Here is a 16380-nt window from a genome sequence, read left to right as displayed (position 1 = left end):
AGAGAATGGTAAAGCAAAGGCGGCCCCATAAAAAGCCAGGTTTGAAGCACGGTTTTTAAACAACAGGGTTAAACAGGTAGCATCAGCCAGCGGCGACGCTGCCATACCCATAAGAATCCTAACGAGTTTATCAAGCGGTAAAGTAGCTGTATCAGCCAGATACCCAATATGCCATACCCCAGGCCAACCCCGATCCACCAAGCCAGGGGAAGAAAAAACAGCCACTGCATTCCCAGCGTCAGCAGCATGACGGTGCGCTGAGCCCCTGCGCCCATCAAAGCCTGGGCAAGCACTAAGGCAGCGGCATCAAGCACAATCATTACACCGGTTAACTGTAGCGGCAGTGTACCCAAGGCAACTAGTTCGTCACTATTGAAAAAAAGGCTCAATACCTGCGCGGGCATGATGAGCATGGGAAGTGCCAACGCCAGCAACAGCAGCCAAGCAACACGCAGTGCATCCAACCCCCAGCGGTGAGCTTCGTGCTGAGCGTCTCGGCCGAGCGCTTCGCCGACTAGGCTCATGGCGGCAACGCCTACCCCCACTCCTGGTAAAATCAACAGCAGCGATAAATTAATCAGTACATGGCCAACCGCGATACTGGCCGTGCCTAGTTGGCTTAATAGCCAAAATAGTACCGCGTAGCCCGCTGCAAACAAAACCTGCTGCGTTGAGTGGGGTACGGCAAGCGTCAAAGTAGTACGCAGGGTGGCCAAGCATGGCAAATGTGTCAAAAATGGCTGAGTAGAAGCGCGTTTTATACTTACCCAGCACCACACTATCAAGCCCACGAACAGCGACACTGTGGTACCTGCGCCTGCGCCACTCGGGCCCATGCTAGGCAAACCCGCCAAGCCGTAGATCAACCCCGCACTGACCGCCACATTGAGCAGGTGAGCCGCCACAATGATAAGCAAGTAGAGGTGTGTCTGTTGGCGTCCGTTCCAGTAGCCACGAAAACAGAGCGTCAGCGCGATGGCGGTCAGTGATACGACCCGCCAGCGGAAATAGCTGATAGCAACGTTTTGCACATCCTCGGCCTGAGTAATCAAGCCAATCAGTAGCGGCGCTTGCCACCATGCCCAGAGTGAAAGCGGTAGGGCAACCGAAAACCCGATCATCAGGCCCGACTGTAGTGGGTGGAAGAGCTCTGGTTGGGTCGCGCCCACCCGTTGAGCGGTTTGTGATTGGACACTTGAAGAGAGGCCAAACACCACCGCACTCAGCATAAACATGACATAACCGCCCACCCCCACACCAGCAAGCGCCACTTCACCCAAATGGCCTACCAGGGCAGCATCGATCAAGTTGAGTATGCTTTGCGACAGCATGCCCAACATGATCGGGAAGGCAAGGCGGATCACCTTGCCATGACGGTTTGCCAACAGCACTAATCAGCTCGGGTCGTAGGAGAGCACCGGTGAGAGCCAACGCTCCATCTCCACAAGCGGCATCTGCTTACGTGCAGCAATCGCCTCGACCTGATCGCGGGTAATTTTGCCGGTCGAAAAGTACTTCGACTGGGGATGGGCAAAGTACCAGCCGGAAACCGCTGCGGCTGGCCACATGGCAAAGTTTTCGGTTAGCGCCAGTCCGGTATTTTCAGTCGCATCTAACAGCCTGAATAGCGACGCTTTTTCTGTATGATCCGGGCAGGCAGGATAGCCGGGGGCAGGGCGTATACCCTGATATTTCTCAGCAATCAATGCGTCGTTGTCCAGCGTTTCGTCGGGCACGTAGCCCCAGAACTCTTTACGCACGCGTTCGTGCATACGCTCGGCAAAGGCTTCTGCCAACCGGTCTGTCAACGCCTGCACCATAATGGCGTTGTAGTCATCGCCTGCCGCCTCATAGGCTTTAGAAAGTTCATGGACGCCATGGCCGGTGGTAACCGCAAAACCACCAATCCAGTCGGCTTTGCCGCTCTCTTTTGGGGCAATGAAATCAGCCAGACTGTAGCAAATACCGTCGCGTCCTTTCGTCGTTTGCTGACGAATATGAAAGAGGCGTTCAATCACTTCGCTGCGCGACTCGTCGGCATACACTTCGATCACGTCATCATCCACGCTATTGGCGGGCCACAGGCCGATTACGCCGCGTGCCTGCACGCGCTTCTCTTCAACCAGCTTGCGTAGCATGACCTTGGCGTCGTCAAACAGGTTGCGGGCAGCTTCACCGACGACCTTATCGTCGAGGATTTTGGGATACTTGCCCGCCAGCTGCCAGCTCATGAAGAAGGGCGTCCAATCGATGCGCTCAATCAATTCTTCAAGATCGTAGTCGTCAAACGTTTTTAGCCCCAGCATATTGGGCTCAGCTGGGGTGTGGGCGTTCCAATCGGTACGGAAGCGCCGCTTGCGCGCCTGAGTGTAGTCCAGGTCTGCTGCTTTAGGGCGGCGCTTGGCGTTACGCACGCGGACCTTTTCGTACTCTTCACGGATCTCGGCGACGTAAGGTGTTTTTAAAGCTGGCGTCAATAATTTGCCCGCTACCCCAACGGCACGGGAAGCGTCGGTGACATAAATCACCGGATGCTCATACTGCGGTTCGATCTTGACCGCGGTATGCGCTTTAGAGGTAGTGGCACCACCAATCAGAAGCGGTAAATCCATACCCCGACGCTGCATCTCCTTGGCCACGTGAACCATTTCATCCAGCGATGGAGTGATCAGTCCGGAAAGACCAATAATATCCGCGTTGTGATCTTTGGCCGCCTGCAGGATCTTATCGGCGGCAACCATGACCCCCAGATCAATCACTTCGTAGTTATTACACTGCAGCACCACGCCAACGATGTTCTTACCGATATCGTGCACATCGCCTTTGACCGTGGCCATGACGATCTTGCCTTTGGCTTTGGTCTCTTCGCTTTTCTCAGCCTCAATATAAGGAATCAAGTAGGCCACGGCCTGTTTCATGACTCGTGCCGATTTGACCACCTGAGGCAGGAACATTTTGCCGTCGCCAAATAAATCGCCGACCACGTTCATGCCGTCCATCAGCGGGCCTTCGATGACCTCGATAGGGCGCTCAGCCTGGGCACGGGCCTCTTCGGTGTCATCTTCGATATACACCGTAATCCCTTTAACCAGCGCATGCTGAATACGCTTGTTAACCGGCCAACTGCGCCATTCAAGGTCTTCTTTTTTGGGAGCGCCGCTGCCGTCGCCTTTGTACTTGTCGGCAATATCCAGCAGGCGCTCGGTGCCGTCGCTGCGGCGGTTGAGCACCACATCCTCAACGGCATCGCGCAGCTCGGCGGGGAGGTCGTCATAAACAGCGAGCTGGCCCGCGTTAACGATACCCATGGTGAGGCCAGCGCGAATGGCATGATAAAGAAACGCTGAGTGAATCGCTTCGCGCACCGGATTGTTGCCACGAAACGAGAACGAGACGTTCGAAACGCCGCCAGACACCATGGCGTGGGGCAGGTTGTCGCGAATCCACTGGGTCGCTTCGATAAAATCGACTGCGTAGTTATTGTGCTCTTCGATCCCAGTGCCGATGGCGAATATGTTCGGGTCGAAAATGATATCTTCGGCGGGGAAGCCAATTTCATCGACCAATAGACGGTAGGCGCGCTGACAAATTTCGGTTTTACGCGCAAAGGTGTCTGCCTGGCCCTCTTCATCGAACGCCATCACCACAATGGCAGCACCATAGCGTCGGCATTTGGTTGCCTGTTCGCGGAAGGCATCTTCGCCTTCTTTGAGCGAGATGGAGTTCACCACCGCCTTGCCTTGAACGCACTTCAGGCCCGCTTCGATGATCTCCCACTTGGAGGAGTCGATCATAATGGGCACGCGGGCAATATCGGGCTCACCGGCGATCAAGTTAAGGAAGCGCTCCATGGCTTCCTTGGACTCGAGCATGCCTTCGTCCATATTGATATCGATGACCTGGGCGCCGCTTTCTACCTGCTCAAGAGCGACTTCTAACGCGGTGGTGAAGTCCTCCTCTACGATCAGGCGCTTAAAGCGCGCCGAGCCGGTGACGTTGGTGCGCTCGCCAACATTGACGAACAGCGCGTCAGATTCAATATTGAACGGCTCAAGACCGGATAAACGGCAGGCACGGCTGCGCTCGGGAATAGAGCGCGGCGCCATATCCCGAACGGAATCCGCAATCGCGCGAATGTGTTCAGGTGTGGAGCCACAGCAGCCGCCGATAATGTTGACCAGCCCGCTGGAGGCGAACTCACTAACGATCTCGGACATCTCTTCCGGCGTTTGGTCGTACTCACCAAACTCGTTAGGCAGGCCCGCGTTGGGGTGCGCGGAGACAAAAGTATCGGCCTTTGTAGAGAGTTCTTCCAAATAAGGACGAAGTTCTTCGGCGCCTAAGGCACAGTTCAAGCCAACAGATAATGGCTGAGCGTGGCGCACCGAGTTCCAGAAAGCCTCGGTGGTTTGGCCGGATAGGGTACGGCCTGATGCATCGGTAATCGTGCCTGAGATCATTACCGGCAAGCGTTCGCCGCGATCGTCAAAGAGCTCTTCCAGGGCATAAATAGCCGCTTTGGCGTTGAGCGTATCGAAGATGGTTTCGATCATGATCAAATCGGCACCGCCCGCAATCAGGGCTTCCGCCGCTTCGTAGTAGTTCTCGCGAAGCTCATCAAAGGTGACATTGCGCTTGGCCGGGTCATTAACATCCGGCGATAGCGACGCGGTGCGCGAAGTGGGGCCTAACACCCCAGCGACATAGCGGGGCACGCCGGTTTCGGCGGCAACGGCATCACACACCTCGCGGGCAAGACGCGCTGACTCGCGGTTGAGTTCCACCACCAGTGCTTCCATACCGTAATCGGACTGCGACAACTGGGTGCTATTGAAAGTGTTGGTCTCGATGATGTCCGCACCGGCCTCTAAATAGTCACGGTGAATCCGCGTGACGACATCAGGGCAGGTGAGCGCGAGCAGGTCGTTATTGCCTTTGAGATCCGAGGGCCAATCACTGAACCGTTCGCCACGAAAATCCTCCTCGCTCAGCTGGGCATTCTGCAGCATGGTGCCCATGCCGCCGTCCAGAATTAGGATACGTTCGGCAAGGCGTTGGGTGAGGGTTGCGGTCAAAGCACTATCAGCCATGGCAGGGGGAGTTCTCCAGCGTCACAGTCGTCAAAGGGGATGTTGTTATCGTCGGAAAAGCAGTATCTGTCGTAATAAGGCGCATAATGATAACAAAAGGCATAGCAAAAGGCGCCCCCAGGGAGCGCTATACGGTGCATAAGCAAAGACAATCACTACACGCATTTGAGAAACAGCATTTAAATAGCCTACTAAAACAGTCGGGATTGTGTCAGCGCGCCGTTTTGCTTACCATAGTGACAAATGACATGTGAAGTGGCGCCGCCACTACCACGGGAGGAAGACAGCCCTCATGACCACGACTAGCGAAATAGATACCAATATCGATACTCAAAGTATTGATATTACCGATAGCGCGCAAGAATACTTGGCAGAACTGCTTGAAAAGCAGAACGTTGAAGGTATCGCTGTACGCATTTTCATTACCCAGCCGGGCACGCCTTATGCAGAGACCTGCTTGGCTTACTGTCGTCCGGGTGAAGAAGAGCCGACGGATGTGCTGCTAGAACTCGAGAAGATCAATGTGTATCTCGACAAAAACAGCCTGGCCTTTATGGAAGAGGCTGTGGTGGATTTCAATGCCGACCGCATGGGCGGCCAGCTAACCATCAAGGCGCCCAACGCCAAGATGCCTAAGGTGAATGCGGATAGTCCGCTTGAAGACCGTATCAATTACGTGCTTTACAGCGAGATCAATCCTGGGCTGGCGGCCCACGGCGGCGAGATCAAGCTGGTTGAGCTGACTGAACAACAATACGCTGTCTTAGCTTTTGGCGGCGGTTGCCAGGGCTGCGCAGCGGTTGATTTAACCCTGAAAGATGGCGTCGAGAAAACATTGATGGAGCGCATCCCGGAGCTTGCGGGCATTCGCGATGTGACCGACCATACCGACACCACCAACGCCTACTACCGCTAAATCTAAACGTAATACCACATCAGAAAAGTCCAGCCACGTGCTGGGCTTTTTTGTGCGCGCCTATAGCTTTGCGGCAAATTACGTTGAACATTCCAACTGTGCTCAACGCAAGAGTCGTGTAATAAACACAAGCGATAAAGCCGCACGCTTGGCACTAGTATGGCGCTGGGCTCATTTGGCTAGCTAGATAGACAAGAGAATAGGGAGTTAGGAACATTAACATTCGCAGCACATTTGCCAATATCCATAAGCCGATTTTTTTCGGCTCATTAGGGCTTTTGTTAGCAGTGACGCTTCCATTGATACTTTTCCCCGAGATGGGGCGAGTATGGGTAATGGCCGCACAAGGGTTTGTGACTCAGAATTTTGGTGTCTTGTATCAAACGATGGGGCTAGCATCGTTAGGCTTCATGTTTTACATCGTGTTTAGCGATATCGGCCAAATTAAATTAGGCGATGTGGACGCCGAACCCGAATTCTCGCTGTTTTCTTGGGGTGCCATGTTGTTCGCTGCCGGTATCGGTGGTGCGGTGGTTTTCTGGGGAATGGTCGAGTGGATGTATTACTTGCAGAACCCTCCGTTTCATCTTGAGCCATTTTCTGAAGAAGCGACCGCCTGGGCTGCCACTTACGGCATGTTCCATTGGGGACCTATCGCGTGGTCAATCTATTTGGTTCCTGCGCTGCCAATGGCGTATTTCCTACACGTGCGCAAGCACAAGGTGCTGCGCATCAGTGAGGCGATCCGCCCAGTGCTGGGTGAGAAGCTCGCCCGTAGTTGGCTAGGTAACGTAATTGATATCCTATTTATTTTCGGCATGCTTGGCGGCGGCGCAACGTCACTGGGTATTTTAGTGCCACTGATTGATGAAGGCCTGGGCGGGCTATTTGGTTTTACGCCGAATGCTCTGAGTCAGATCGGGGTACTTGTAGGCACTACCGCACTGTTTGCCGTCAGCGCCTGGCGTGGTCTGAAAGGCGGTATCGAAATACTTTCTGATATTAATATGTGGATAGGGTTGGCGGTACTGCTGTTTGTACTGACGATGGGGCCAACGGTATTTATTCTGGATACCGGCCTTAACTCACTCGGCCTGATGTTAAGCAATCTCGTTCAGATGGCCACCTGGACTGAGCCGTTTGGCAATTTAAATGGCTTTGAAGACAGTGGCTTTCCGCAAAACTGGACGATTTTCTACTGGGCTTGGTGGCTAGTGTTTGCCCCTACCGTAGGGCTATTTATCGCACGGATCTCCAAAGGGCGCCGGATCAAGACCATGGTGGCTGGATCGATCTTTTTTGGCTCACTTGGCTGCGCGCTGTTCTTCGTGATTTTGGGCAACTATGGCCTCTATCTACAGCTTTCGGGTGCGCTGGATGTTATCCAGATCATGAACGACCAGTCGGCGAACGCAGCGTTTTATGCTGTGTTAGGCGAACTGCCGCTCTCATGGCTGGTGACGTTAGCGGTGGTTGTGCTGCTTTCCATCTTTACTGCCACAACGTTCGATTCCATTGCTTATATCCTCTCCTCCGCGGCAGAGAAAAATATTAATCAAGAGCCAGCCCGCTGGCACCGTCTTTTCTGGGCATTTACGCTCTCATTATTGCCTATGTCATTGCTGTTCTTAGGTGGGCTTCAAACACTGCAAACGGCCAGTATTGTTAGCGGCGTGCCACTGCTGGTTATTGCGCTGCTGCTGATGATCTCTATGGTGCGAGCGGCGAAATATGATCTGCGCTTCCAGCCTGACTACAACGACCCGGAAATCAATATTGAAGAGTTTCCCGAAAATGACCCGTGGACAAAAGAGGGTACTTGGGAGCTACCGGATGATAGCAGCGATGCTAGTGCTAGCAGTGACGGCTTGAGCAGTAATAATGTTAAGCCGAATACGCCTTAAACGAGCGAGATAGATTCCGCTAATCGGCCACCTCAAGCGAGGTGGCTTATTTTTGGCTAACTGTTACTAGCTACATTAACGCTTTGGCGATGGCTCCTTATCTTCCAGCGAGGAGGGTAAATCAGTTAGCTGTTGCTGGAGTGCTTCCATTCGTGCCCAGAGTTTCTCTTGCCAGGCGTGCTGTAGCGCCGTTTCCTGATCGGCATGCCGTTGCGCTTGGTGTTTTAACGCCGACTGCGCTTCCTCCAACTGCTCTGCAAGTGTTTGGTGCTGCTTTTCCAGCACGCTGTTTTGCTGCTGAGCCTCACTAAGCTGCTGATCCCGCTCGCTGGCTTCCAGCTGTAGCTGATGCAATGCCTGCTGCTTTGATTTTAGCTCTTGGCTTAGTCCTTCGATCCGCTGGTCTGACTGCTGGAGCCGTTTCTGGAAGGTCTTTTCTTCTTGCGCCCGCGCCTGTTGGGCGCTATCCAGCATCGCCATCAATCTTCCTTCAGCCGCTTCGTGACGCTGCTCTTCTTGTAACAATCGCTGTTCCCAGGCCGCTTGCTGTTCGTTGAGAGCAAGGTGATGGGCTTCGCGCTGCGCTTCTGCCTGACTCTCTAGTTGTTGCTGAACTTGCTTGAGTTGCTTGGCCTCTCCTTGCGACGCTTCGGCCAACTGATGCCAGTGGCGTTCACTGGTCTGACTGGCGGCTAGTTCCCGATTAAGTGCCTCCATTCGTTGCTCAATGTGGCGTAAGTGCTCGGCCAGGGCGCTTTCACGCTGCTCGGCGTTTGCCGCCTGCTGTTTAGCCTCTTCCGCTAGCCGCTGCGCGTCCTCTACCTGTCGATTGGCATCTTCGCGGTAGTGGAGCAGCGTTTGATTGGCCACATTTTGGGCCTCACGCCATAGCTCGCTGGCCATGGTGACGACCACTTCCGGCACACCTTTGGGTGGCGGCACATCACGATTTTGTTCGCGCTCGCTGCGCCAAAGGCGGAAGTGATCACTAATCGTTGTAAAACTGCCAGTGCCCAGTACATCGCGGATACGCTGCACGCTGGGTGTGTCGCCGCGGGCGAGTAATTCATCAATGGCGTGTTGAACATCGCTGTACTGAATGCCGTTGCGGGCCATATGACATCCTTGCGGGGAATTTTATAGCCGCCATTGTCGGTATTTAAGGGCTAAAAAGCAATTATTACGTATTACATAATACGTAATAATATTTATCAAATAGACAATAAATGCAAGATTACCCGCCTTATCTTGAATTTATGCCGCTACAACGGCACACTCTGGCACATAGAGAACATCGATTGCTCAGGGAATAATACATGCCAACTGCGTTAACACCGGGCGGAGTGGAGCCGCTGCTGCTCGATCACAGGCCTGTAAGCGGGCAGATTAATGTCAGAATTACGGCACAAAATGATGCTCAGGCGGTGATGGCTTGGCTTGAAGAGTACGTTGACAGCCCACAAACCTGGAAAGCGTACCGCCGGGAATCCGAGCGGCTTTTACTCTGGCTGAATAGCCAAGGACTCACGCTGGCAGATATCCATAGAGAAGCGCTGCGCCGGTTTGAGCTGTTCCTTGCCGACCCTCAGCCCAGAGATCAGTGGGTAGGGCCCTCCAAGCCCCGCGCGCACCCAGCGTGGCGGCCGTTTCGTGGGCCTTTATCGCCCGCCAGTCGGCGTCAGAGCTTAGTGATTCTGCAGGGCATGTTTGCCTGGTTGGTAGAAGCCGGGTGGGTTAGCCATAACCCGTTTCGCCTGATGCGTGATAAATCACGGCGCTTGAACAATCAGGCGCCGCGTATTGAGCGTTACCTGGAGAGCGATGTATGGGCGTGGTTCTGGCAGTGGCTCAATGAGCCGTTAGCGGTGGAAGAGGGGAGTCGAAGGTTTTTTGAGCAGGCGCGTCGACGCTTTATCTTTGGTTTTGCCTATCTACTTGCTCCGCGTATCAGTGAAATGGCAGACGCGCGCATGGGCGATTTCCAGCGCAGCGAAGGGCGTTGGTGGTGGAGCGTGGTAGGTAAGGGCAGCAAGGTGGCGCGGATTCCGCTGCCCGACGATATGCTGGCCTGCCTGCGCCAGTGGCGCCAGGCGCTAGGCTTGCCTGACCAGCCTAGCGAGCTGGAGCATAATGCGCCGGCTCTACGCGCCCTGGATGGGCAGCGCGGCTTGGGGCACAACCAGCTTTATAGACTGATTCGGGCAACGTTTCAGCAGGCAGCCTTAGCGCTTGAAGAGGAGGGCGGCGCTTCACAGCATGTCAAATCGCTGCGCCAGGCAACGCCACACTGGTTACGGCATACATCGATTACCCATCAGGCTCAGTCGGGTATTAGTCTGCGCCATTTGGCTGAAAGCGCGCGTCATGCGCGTCTCGATACCACATCACGCTATCTGCATACCGAAGACATTGAGTGGCATAACGAGCAGCAGCGTCATCGGTTAAGCAATTCGCCATTGACTCGTTATAATGGGGCAGATTCATAGCTTGATTAATAGCTATACCAGTAGCCATTACCCATTTAGAAGGAAATACCATGAGCACTTCCGGCGCCGAACTGGCCCAGCAAGAGCTGATTGAAGATTTCGAGATATTCGATAATTGGATGGATCGTTATCAGTACATTATTGATATGGGCAAACAACTGCCTGACTTCCCCGACGATTGGAAAGTCGAGGAGTTTAAAATCCAGGGCTGCCAGTCTAATGTATGGATGCGGCATGAAGAGGAAGGCGATAAGCTGATTTTTAAGGCGACGTCCGATGCCGCTATTGTGTCTGGCCTGATTGCCTTATTACTGCGCATATACAGTGACCGCTCGGCAGCAGAGATTCGTGCCACCGAACCGCACTTTTTAGCTGATTTGGGATTGGATAAGCATCTTTCGCCAACCCGTAGCAACGGCTTACATGCGATGCTTGAAAAGATCTATCAGGTGGCACACCAGCGCTAGCGGGAAGGGTGGTCACTGCAACAGGATGAGGATGCATCTTCGTCCTCGCGGCAAAGCTGCTCGCTTCGGCCGCCAGGTACTGGATCCATACCGCCAGCGCTGCCTGGGTGGCACTTGACGATACGCTTCACGGCCATCCAGCCACCTTTTATCGGCCCGTGCACCTGAATTGCTTCAATGGTGTAGGACGAACAACTGGGCCAGAAGCGACAGCGCGGGCCCAAAAGGGGGCTAAGCGTATATTGATAGGTTTTAATGCAGCCAATCATCACGCTTGTTAATGCCCAGCGCAGGGCTGATCGCAGTGATGTTAGCCAGCGGCTCATGGCTAGGCGCTTCATGGCTAGGAAGAGGCTTTGTTGCCGTAGAGCTCATCGGGATCGATTAGCGGCGTGCTGGTAATCGATGCCTGCTCTTCGGCCACGCCAATATAGAAACAGCTACGACGGCCGGTATGGCAAGCGGGTCCCGTTTGCTCAACTTGCAGAAGCAGGGTGTCACCATCGCAATCAAGGGCAGCGGACACAAGCTGTTGCTGCTGGCCCGATGACTCCCCTTTGCGCCACAATTTTCCCCGTGAGCGCGAGTAGTAACAGACCCGCTGAGTGGTTAGCGTCTCTTCTAGCGCCTGACGATTCATCCACGCCATCATTAGCACTTCTTTGGAGTCGTGCTGTTGGGCAATCGCAGGGATTAAACCATCGGCATTAAAGCGCACAGCCGTTAGCAGGGTTGCAATAGCGGGCAGGCTATCATCAGGGGTAGCACGCTCAAGCTGCTTAAAAAGGGCGTCTGGAGCTACTTGGTCAAAACGGGACATACATTCTACTCGCTAGCTATTGAATACATCAGCTTGTTCGACAATCCTGGCAGAGCCCTTGCAGCTCTATGGTTTGGCGCTCAACGTTAAACCCTTGGCTGTTTGCCAGAGCCGCCAGTTGATCACTGATCTCATCTAAATGCAGCTCTTCTACGTACCCGCAGTGTCGGCAAATGAGCAACTGAAAACCATGCACATGCTCAGGGCACGCGCAGGCCACATAGGAGTTTTGTGACTCAATCCGATGCACCAAGCCCTGGTCAATCAGAAACTCAAGCGCCCGATAAACCGTCGGCGGCCTAGCCGCCGCATGTTCGGTAGACAGCTTATCCAGCAGATCATACGCCTTCAGCCCACCACCATTTTCAGCAATCAGCTCTAGCACGCGCCTGCGTATGGGCGTGAAACGAACGCCGCGGATGTGGCACTGAGACTCCGCCTGCTGCAGTAGTGTATTCGCTTGGGTCATGGACAACTCGTTGAACGTGGTTAGCCTAGGCTCTCGTCAATAGCCAGTCTACGCGCTGGAAGAGGTGGTGTCAGGGCTTTCTACCAGCTCACTTTGCCGCGCGAAATGGTGTTGGGAAAAGGCGACACGCTGTTTGGCAGGCACGCCATCCGGCTGCCGCTCAATTAGATCCAGGCGACGGCGCAAACCTTCCCCATTGGTCATTTGAATGGCTAGGCCGGGGCGTGCATTCAGTTCAAGCAGCATCGGCCCATGCTTGCGATCCAACACCATATCGGTACCGAGATACCCCAGGCCGGTCATTTCATAACAGCCCGCCGCCAGGTTCAGCAGCGTTTCCCACTGAGGCACCACTAAGCTTGCCAGGTCGTGACCCGTATCGGGATGACTAAAGCAGGGCCGGTCAAACTGAACGGCGCGTAGTGCAGCCCCCGTTGCAATGTTTAGCCCCACTCCCACGGCACCCTGGTGCAAGTTTGCCTTGCCATCAGAGGCGGCGGTGGAAAGCCGCATCATGGCCATAACGGGATAGCCCTTAAAGACGATCACCCGGATATCGGGCACCCCCTCGTAGGTGTAATCCATCAGGCTTTCATCGAAATTGATCAGCGTCTCAATCACCGCCACATCGGGCGAGCCGCCCAATGAGTAGAGACCGGAAAGAATATTAGAGACGTGCCGCTCAACATCGGTGAGGGTTAGCTTGGCGCCACTTGGCTTGATAAAGGCATTATCTTCGACCTTTTCAATCACCAAAATTCCTTTGCCGCCACTACCTTTAGCAGGCTTGATAACAAAGCCTGCATGGCCCGTGAGCATTTCGCCGATGTGCTTAACCCCGAACTGGGTGGTCACAGTGCCGATCAATTCTGGCGACGTTATCCCATATTGCTGGGCGAGCAGTTTGGTCTTAAGTTTATCGTCCACCAAGGGATAGAGTCGGCGGCTGTTATAACGGCCAATGTAGCGGATATTACGCCGATTCATGCCAATGATGCCTTTATCACGCAAGCGCGTGGGCCACGTCCAGTTGTTGAACCAACTCATGATGGTTTCTCATCATCAATAATTGGCTTAAAGCGGCGTAACTCCAACAGTCGGTAGCCAGTGTAATTACCCAGCAGCAAGATCAACGCCATGAGTATCAACTGCACGCCTAAGAAGTTGAACGTGATATGGCGTACCCAGGGATTGTTCATCGCCAGATAGGCAAGGACGGCGGTGATCAAGCTGCCGCCACCCTGGATCAATACCTGTTTAGGACCTTCCTCTTCCCATAGAATCGACATCCGCTCGATAGTCCAGGCAAGGATGATCATCGGGAAGAAGGTAATCGTTAAGCCAGCACTCAGCCCCATGCGATAGGCCAGTACAGTAAAGATAGAAATGATCGCGATCACCGTGATGATGACCGCGGAGACCCTGGCCACCAGCAGCAAGTTCAAGTAAGAGAGGTAGTTACGGATAATCAGCCCGACCGCAACGATAAGCAGGAAACCGATAAGGCCAGTGGGCAGGGTGGTCTGAATGAAGGCGAGGGCGATCAAAACCGGCATGAAGGTACCGGATGTCTTTATGCCTACCAAGACACGTAAAAACACCACCATTAGCGCGCCAATCGGAATCAGCAGAATGGTCTGGAATAGCGCTTGTTCTTCCAACGGCAGGCTATGAATGGAGAAATTCAGCAGCGTGTCCTCGGAATAGTGGTTGCGCACCGCGGCTGATGCCGGCTGATCATGGGTCATCATTGAGAAGGTGACCCGAGAGTTGGTGCCCCCTTGTACTTCTAAAACGGCTCGACCGCCCGTTTCCCACAACAGTAGGTTTTCAGGTTTGCCTTGCTCGCCTGTCAGCGGGTGAAAAATTGACCACTGTTCACCAGACTCGTCAAACACTTGGATCCAACTACTAAGTGTTTGGCGGCGACGTCCATCTTCCAATAGCAGGCCGCTTACTTCGCGCGCTAATACGCCCGCTTGGTTAAGCAAGCGGACCACTAATGCCGCTGGGTTTTCCTGAGATAACAGAAGACGCGCGTTTTCGCCCTGACGCTCACCATTCACATCTCGGATCAGCTCCCGGGCAAACGTCGCGTTATTGGCGCTGCGAGCCCAGGCTTGTTCGATCAGCTGGCTAGCCGCCGTGTCATAAGGACTTTCCCATGGTGTGATTGGGGTCATTTCAGGCGGCGTTTGCACCGGTGCCTGGGCATCTTGCGATACAAGCATTTGAACAGAGTAGTACAGCGTTTGGCTGCCAGCCGCTTCGCGAATCGTCCACTGAGCGGTACGGCCTAGTTCATCTGCTTGGTAGGCCAAGCCATACCCTGACGATGCTGTATTTTCAGTTAATACACGATAGCCCGCCTGATGAGAAGGCAGTGCCAAGTCGACTTGCACAGGGCCATCTTGAGCATTGAAGTTTATGCCCGCTTCAATTTCCCAGACCTGGCGTTGTTCACCGGGCAGCCAGGGGATTTCAAACTGCACATGGCGATGTACGCTGGTGGCAATGCCCGCGACCAACAGCAAGCCGACAATGATATAAAACATTAACCGTGACATGGAGATTCCTTTCTACGTAAAGCGCCAGGGGAGAGCAGTTACTCTTCTGTATCGTCGTCATCAACTGCTTCATCTTCAGCAGCTTGATCGGCTGGCTCGCCACCAGGAAACTCGGGGCGGTCATGTAAGTAGGTATCGGCGACGTCTATTACAGCGATATCCATTAAAAAGCGCCGGCCCAGTAGCACCGGATACTCTAAATGTGAGCGGTCATTCAGCGTGAACTCGACGTTTTCGCGGATCGGTCCCAACGTCATTAATAATGAAATAACCGGGCGGGATTCTTCACCAGAAGCTTGAAGAATACGAACCCGACGCACAATAGGTGCCTCGACCCATTCATCACGCTGCGACTCAACGGCCACATCGTCGTCGTTTAGCGCTAGTTTGAAGCGCACCCAGTCTTCACCGTCCCGCTCGAAGCGGGTGATTTCGTCGGCCGACAGCGATGAGGTGTTGGCTCCTGAATCGACACGCGCCTTGAGGTAGGTGCCCAGGCTTGGAAATCCAACCCATTCGCTACGACCCAGTAGCGTTTTCGTGCTTAGCGTCTCATCAACTTCACACTCTTCGCGGATGATGACAGGTTCTTCACCACGGGCTTCTAACTGCTGTACATCTAGGCGTAGCGAACGTAACAAACTACCGACTTCACGTACGTCAGCAGTGAGTACCTGCTGCTGATCAAGTTGGCGTGTCTGAAGCTCAGAACGGGTGTCGCATTGCTGCGCCAATTGGCTCTCTAATTCAAGGATTCGAGTATTAAAAGACGCTTCACTTAGGGGAGGCGGTTCATTCGTTTCTGGCTTGGTTGCTGCACAGCCTGCAATTGAAAGCGACAAGCTAGCTATTAGCCACAAAACACCTGGGCGCATAACGAGAGATATCCTTGGACAAATAGGTGGAGGGAATAATAAGGAGATGGGCGACTAGTGTCCAACGTCATCACGATTATTCAGACACACAATTTATCTTATTTAACATAATATATATTAAGCGAACCCAAAGAAGACGTAGTAGCTACAACAGCTTAGCTGCTCTATGCTGTTAAAATATTTTACCATAGCTGTACCTGAGTCCATTTTAATATAGGAAATGATGCCATGATCCATTCGCTGCGCATAAGCTTTTTCACACTGCTCTTCCTGCTGGCTGGCTGTGTGGGTGTTGATATCGAAGATTACGCTGATTCAGAGCCCCGCTTGGATATTGCCGAGTACTTTACAGGGACTACGCGAGCCTGGGGCATGGTGCAGGATTATTCTGGTGAGGTACAGCGCCGCTTCACGGTGGAAATCCAGGGCACCTACGAGGCCGACACACTAACGCTGGATGAGTCCTTCATGTTTTCAGATGGTGAAACCGACCGACGGGTATGGACGTTTGAACGTATCGACGCGCATCACTGGGTTGGCACCGCCAGCGACGTGGAGGGTCACGTTGAAGCTCGTCAATATGGTCATGCTTTCCATATGCGTTACCCGTTAGAGATTGCTATCGACGGGCGGATGATTACGTTCACCATGGATGACTGGATGTACCTGCAACCGGATGGCCGCTTGATCAATCGAACGGCTATGCGAAAATTCGGCTTAACGCTGGGTGAAATCACCCTAGTTTTTGAGAAAACAGGTCAATAGTCACAAAACTCGGCACCTAGC

General features: G+C 53.7%; 14 protein-coding genes. 5 read left to right on the top strand and 9 right to left on the bottom strand.

The features are described from left to right. Nucleotides 1-68: 68 nt before the first annotated feature. On the bottom strand, nt 69-1340 hold the full coding sequence (locus CXF87_RS03750) for an MATE family efflux transporter (RefSeq protein ID WP_101145549.1): 1272 nt from the start codon (nt 1338-1340) through the stop codon (nt 69-71). Nucleotides 1341-1394: 54 nt separating this feature from the next. Continuing rightward, nucleotides 1395-5090, bottom strand: coding sequence for a methionine synthase (metH, locus tag CXF87_RS03745; RefSeq protein ID WP_101145531.1), 3696 nt, complete (start codon nt 5088-5090; stop codon nt 1395-1397). A gap of 292 nt (nt 5091-5382) precedes the next feature. Here metH and nfuA point away from each other — a divergent pair, with 292 nt between their 5' ends. Continuing rightward, nucleotides 5383-6006 carry a Fe-S biogenesis protein NfuA gene (nfuA, locus tag CXF87_RS03740; protein ID WP_008957949.1) on the top strand — a complete coding sequence of 208 codons (624 nt, stop codon included), beginning with the start codon at nt 5383-5385 and terminating at the stop codon, nt 6004-6006. A gap of 215 nt (nt 6007-6221) precedes the next feature. Then, on the top strand, nt 6222-7910 hold the full coding sequence (locus CXF87_RS03735; protein WP_332870620.1) for a BCCT family transporter: 1689 nt from the start codon (nt 6222-6224) through the stop codon (nt 7908-7910). Between the two features lie 75 nt (nt 7911-7985). Here CXF87_RS03735 and CXF87_RS03730 read toward each other — a convergent pair whose 3' ends face one another. Further along, nucleotides 7986-9026 carry a DNA-binding protein gene (locus tag CXF87_RS03730; RefSeq protein WP_101145529.1) on the bottom strand — a complete coding sequence of 347 codons (1041 nt, stop codon included), beginning with the start codon at nt 9024-9026 and terminating at the stop codon, nt 7986-7988. A gap of 200 nt (nt 9027-9226) precedes the next feature. Between CXF87_RS03730 and CXF87_RS03725 the strand changes: the two genes are divergently transcribed. Next, nucleotides 9227-10396: a tyrosine-type recombinase/integrase gene (locus tag CXF87_RS03725; protein WP_101145528.1), complete on the top strand. Its 1170-nt coding sequence runs from the start codon at nt 9227-9229 to the stop codon at nt 10394-10396. A gap of 50 nt (nt 10397-10446) precedes the next feature. After that, on the top strand, nt 10447-10863 hold the full coding sequence (locus tag CXF87_RS03720) for a SufE family protein (RefSeq protein ID WP_008957953.1): 417 nt from the start codon (nt 10447-10449) through the stop codon (nt 10861-10863). Here CXF87_RS03720 and yidD read toward each other — a convergent pair. Genes yidD through CXF87_RS03690 form a run of 6 tightly spaced genes read right to left on the bottom strand, consistent with a single transcriptional unit; the run spans nt 10860 to nt 15594 of the window. After that, nucleotides 10860-11189 carry a membrane protein insertion efficiency factor YidD gene (gene yidD, locus CXF87_RS03715; RefSeq protein ID WP_101145548.1) on the bottom strand — a complete coding sequence of 110 codons (330 nt, stop codon included), beginning with the start codon at nt 11187-11189 and terminating at the stop codon, nt 10860-10862. The genes CXF87_RS03720 and yidD overlap by 4 nt on opposite strands. Nucleotides 11190-11206: 17 nt before the next feature. Next, nucleotides 11207-11683, bottom strand: a complete 477-nt coding sequence (hisI, locus tag CXF87_RS03710) for a phosphoribosyl-AMP cyclohydrolase (protein ID WP_101145527.1) — start codon at nt 11681-11683, stop codon at nt 11207-11209. Nucleotides 11684-11711: 28 nt separating this feature from the next. Further along, entirely contained in the window at nt 11712-12152 is a 441-nt protein-coding gene (locus tag CXF87_RS03705; protein ID WP_008957956.1) for a transcriptional repressor, read from the bottom strand. Between the two features lie 48 nt (nt 12153-12200). Then, the gene (locus CXF87_RS03700; RefSeq protein WP_101145526.1) at nt 12201-13199 is read right to left on the bottom strand and encodes an alpha-L-glutamate ligase-like protein; all 999 of its coding nucleotides are present in this window, start codon (nt 13197-13199) and stop codon (nt 12201-12203) included. Continuing rightward, nucleotides 13196-14719, bottom strand: a complete 1524-nt coding sequence (locus tag CXF87_RS03695) for an inactive transglutaminase family protein (RefSeq protein WP_101145525.1) — start codon at nt 14717-14719, stop codon at nt 13196-13198. The genes CXF87_RS03700 and CXF87_RS03695 overlap by 4 nt, the downstream gene beginning before the upstream one ends. Before the next feature lie 38 nt (nt 14720-14757). Beyond that, nucleotides 14758-15594, bottom strand: coding sequence for an ATP-dependent zinc protease family protein (locus CXF87_RS03690; protein ID WP_101145524.1), 837 nt, complete (start codon nt 15592-15594; stop codon nt 14758-14760). 228 nt (nt 15595-15822) lie between these two features. On the opposite strand from CXF87_RS03690, the gene CXF87_RS03685 reads away from it, so the two are divergent. Continuing rightward, nucleotides 15823-16359, top strand: coding sequence for a DUF3833 domain-containing protein (locus CXF87_RS03685; RefSeq protein ID WP_008957960.1), 537 nt, complete (start codon nt 15823-15825; stop codon nt 16357-16359). The last annotated feature ends 21 nt before the right edge of the window (nt 16360-16380 follow it).

The organism is Halomonas sp. MES3-P3E (assembly GCF_002836035.1).
Classification (GTDB): Bacteria; Pseudomonadota; Gammaproteobacteria; order Pseudomonadales; family Halomonadaceae; genus Vreelandella; species Vreelandella arctica.
The sequence above is the reverse complement of the archived record's forward strand: the minus strand, read 5'-3'. Positions and strand labels throughout refer to the sequence as shown.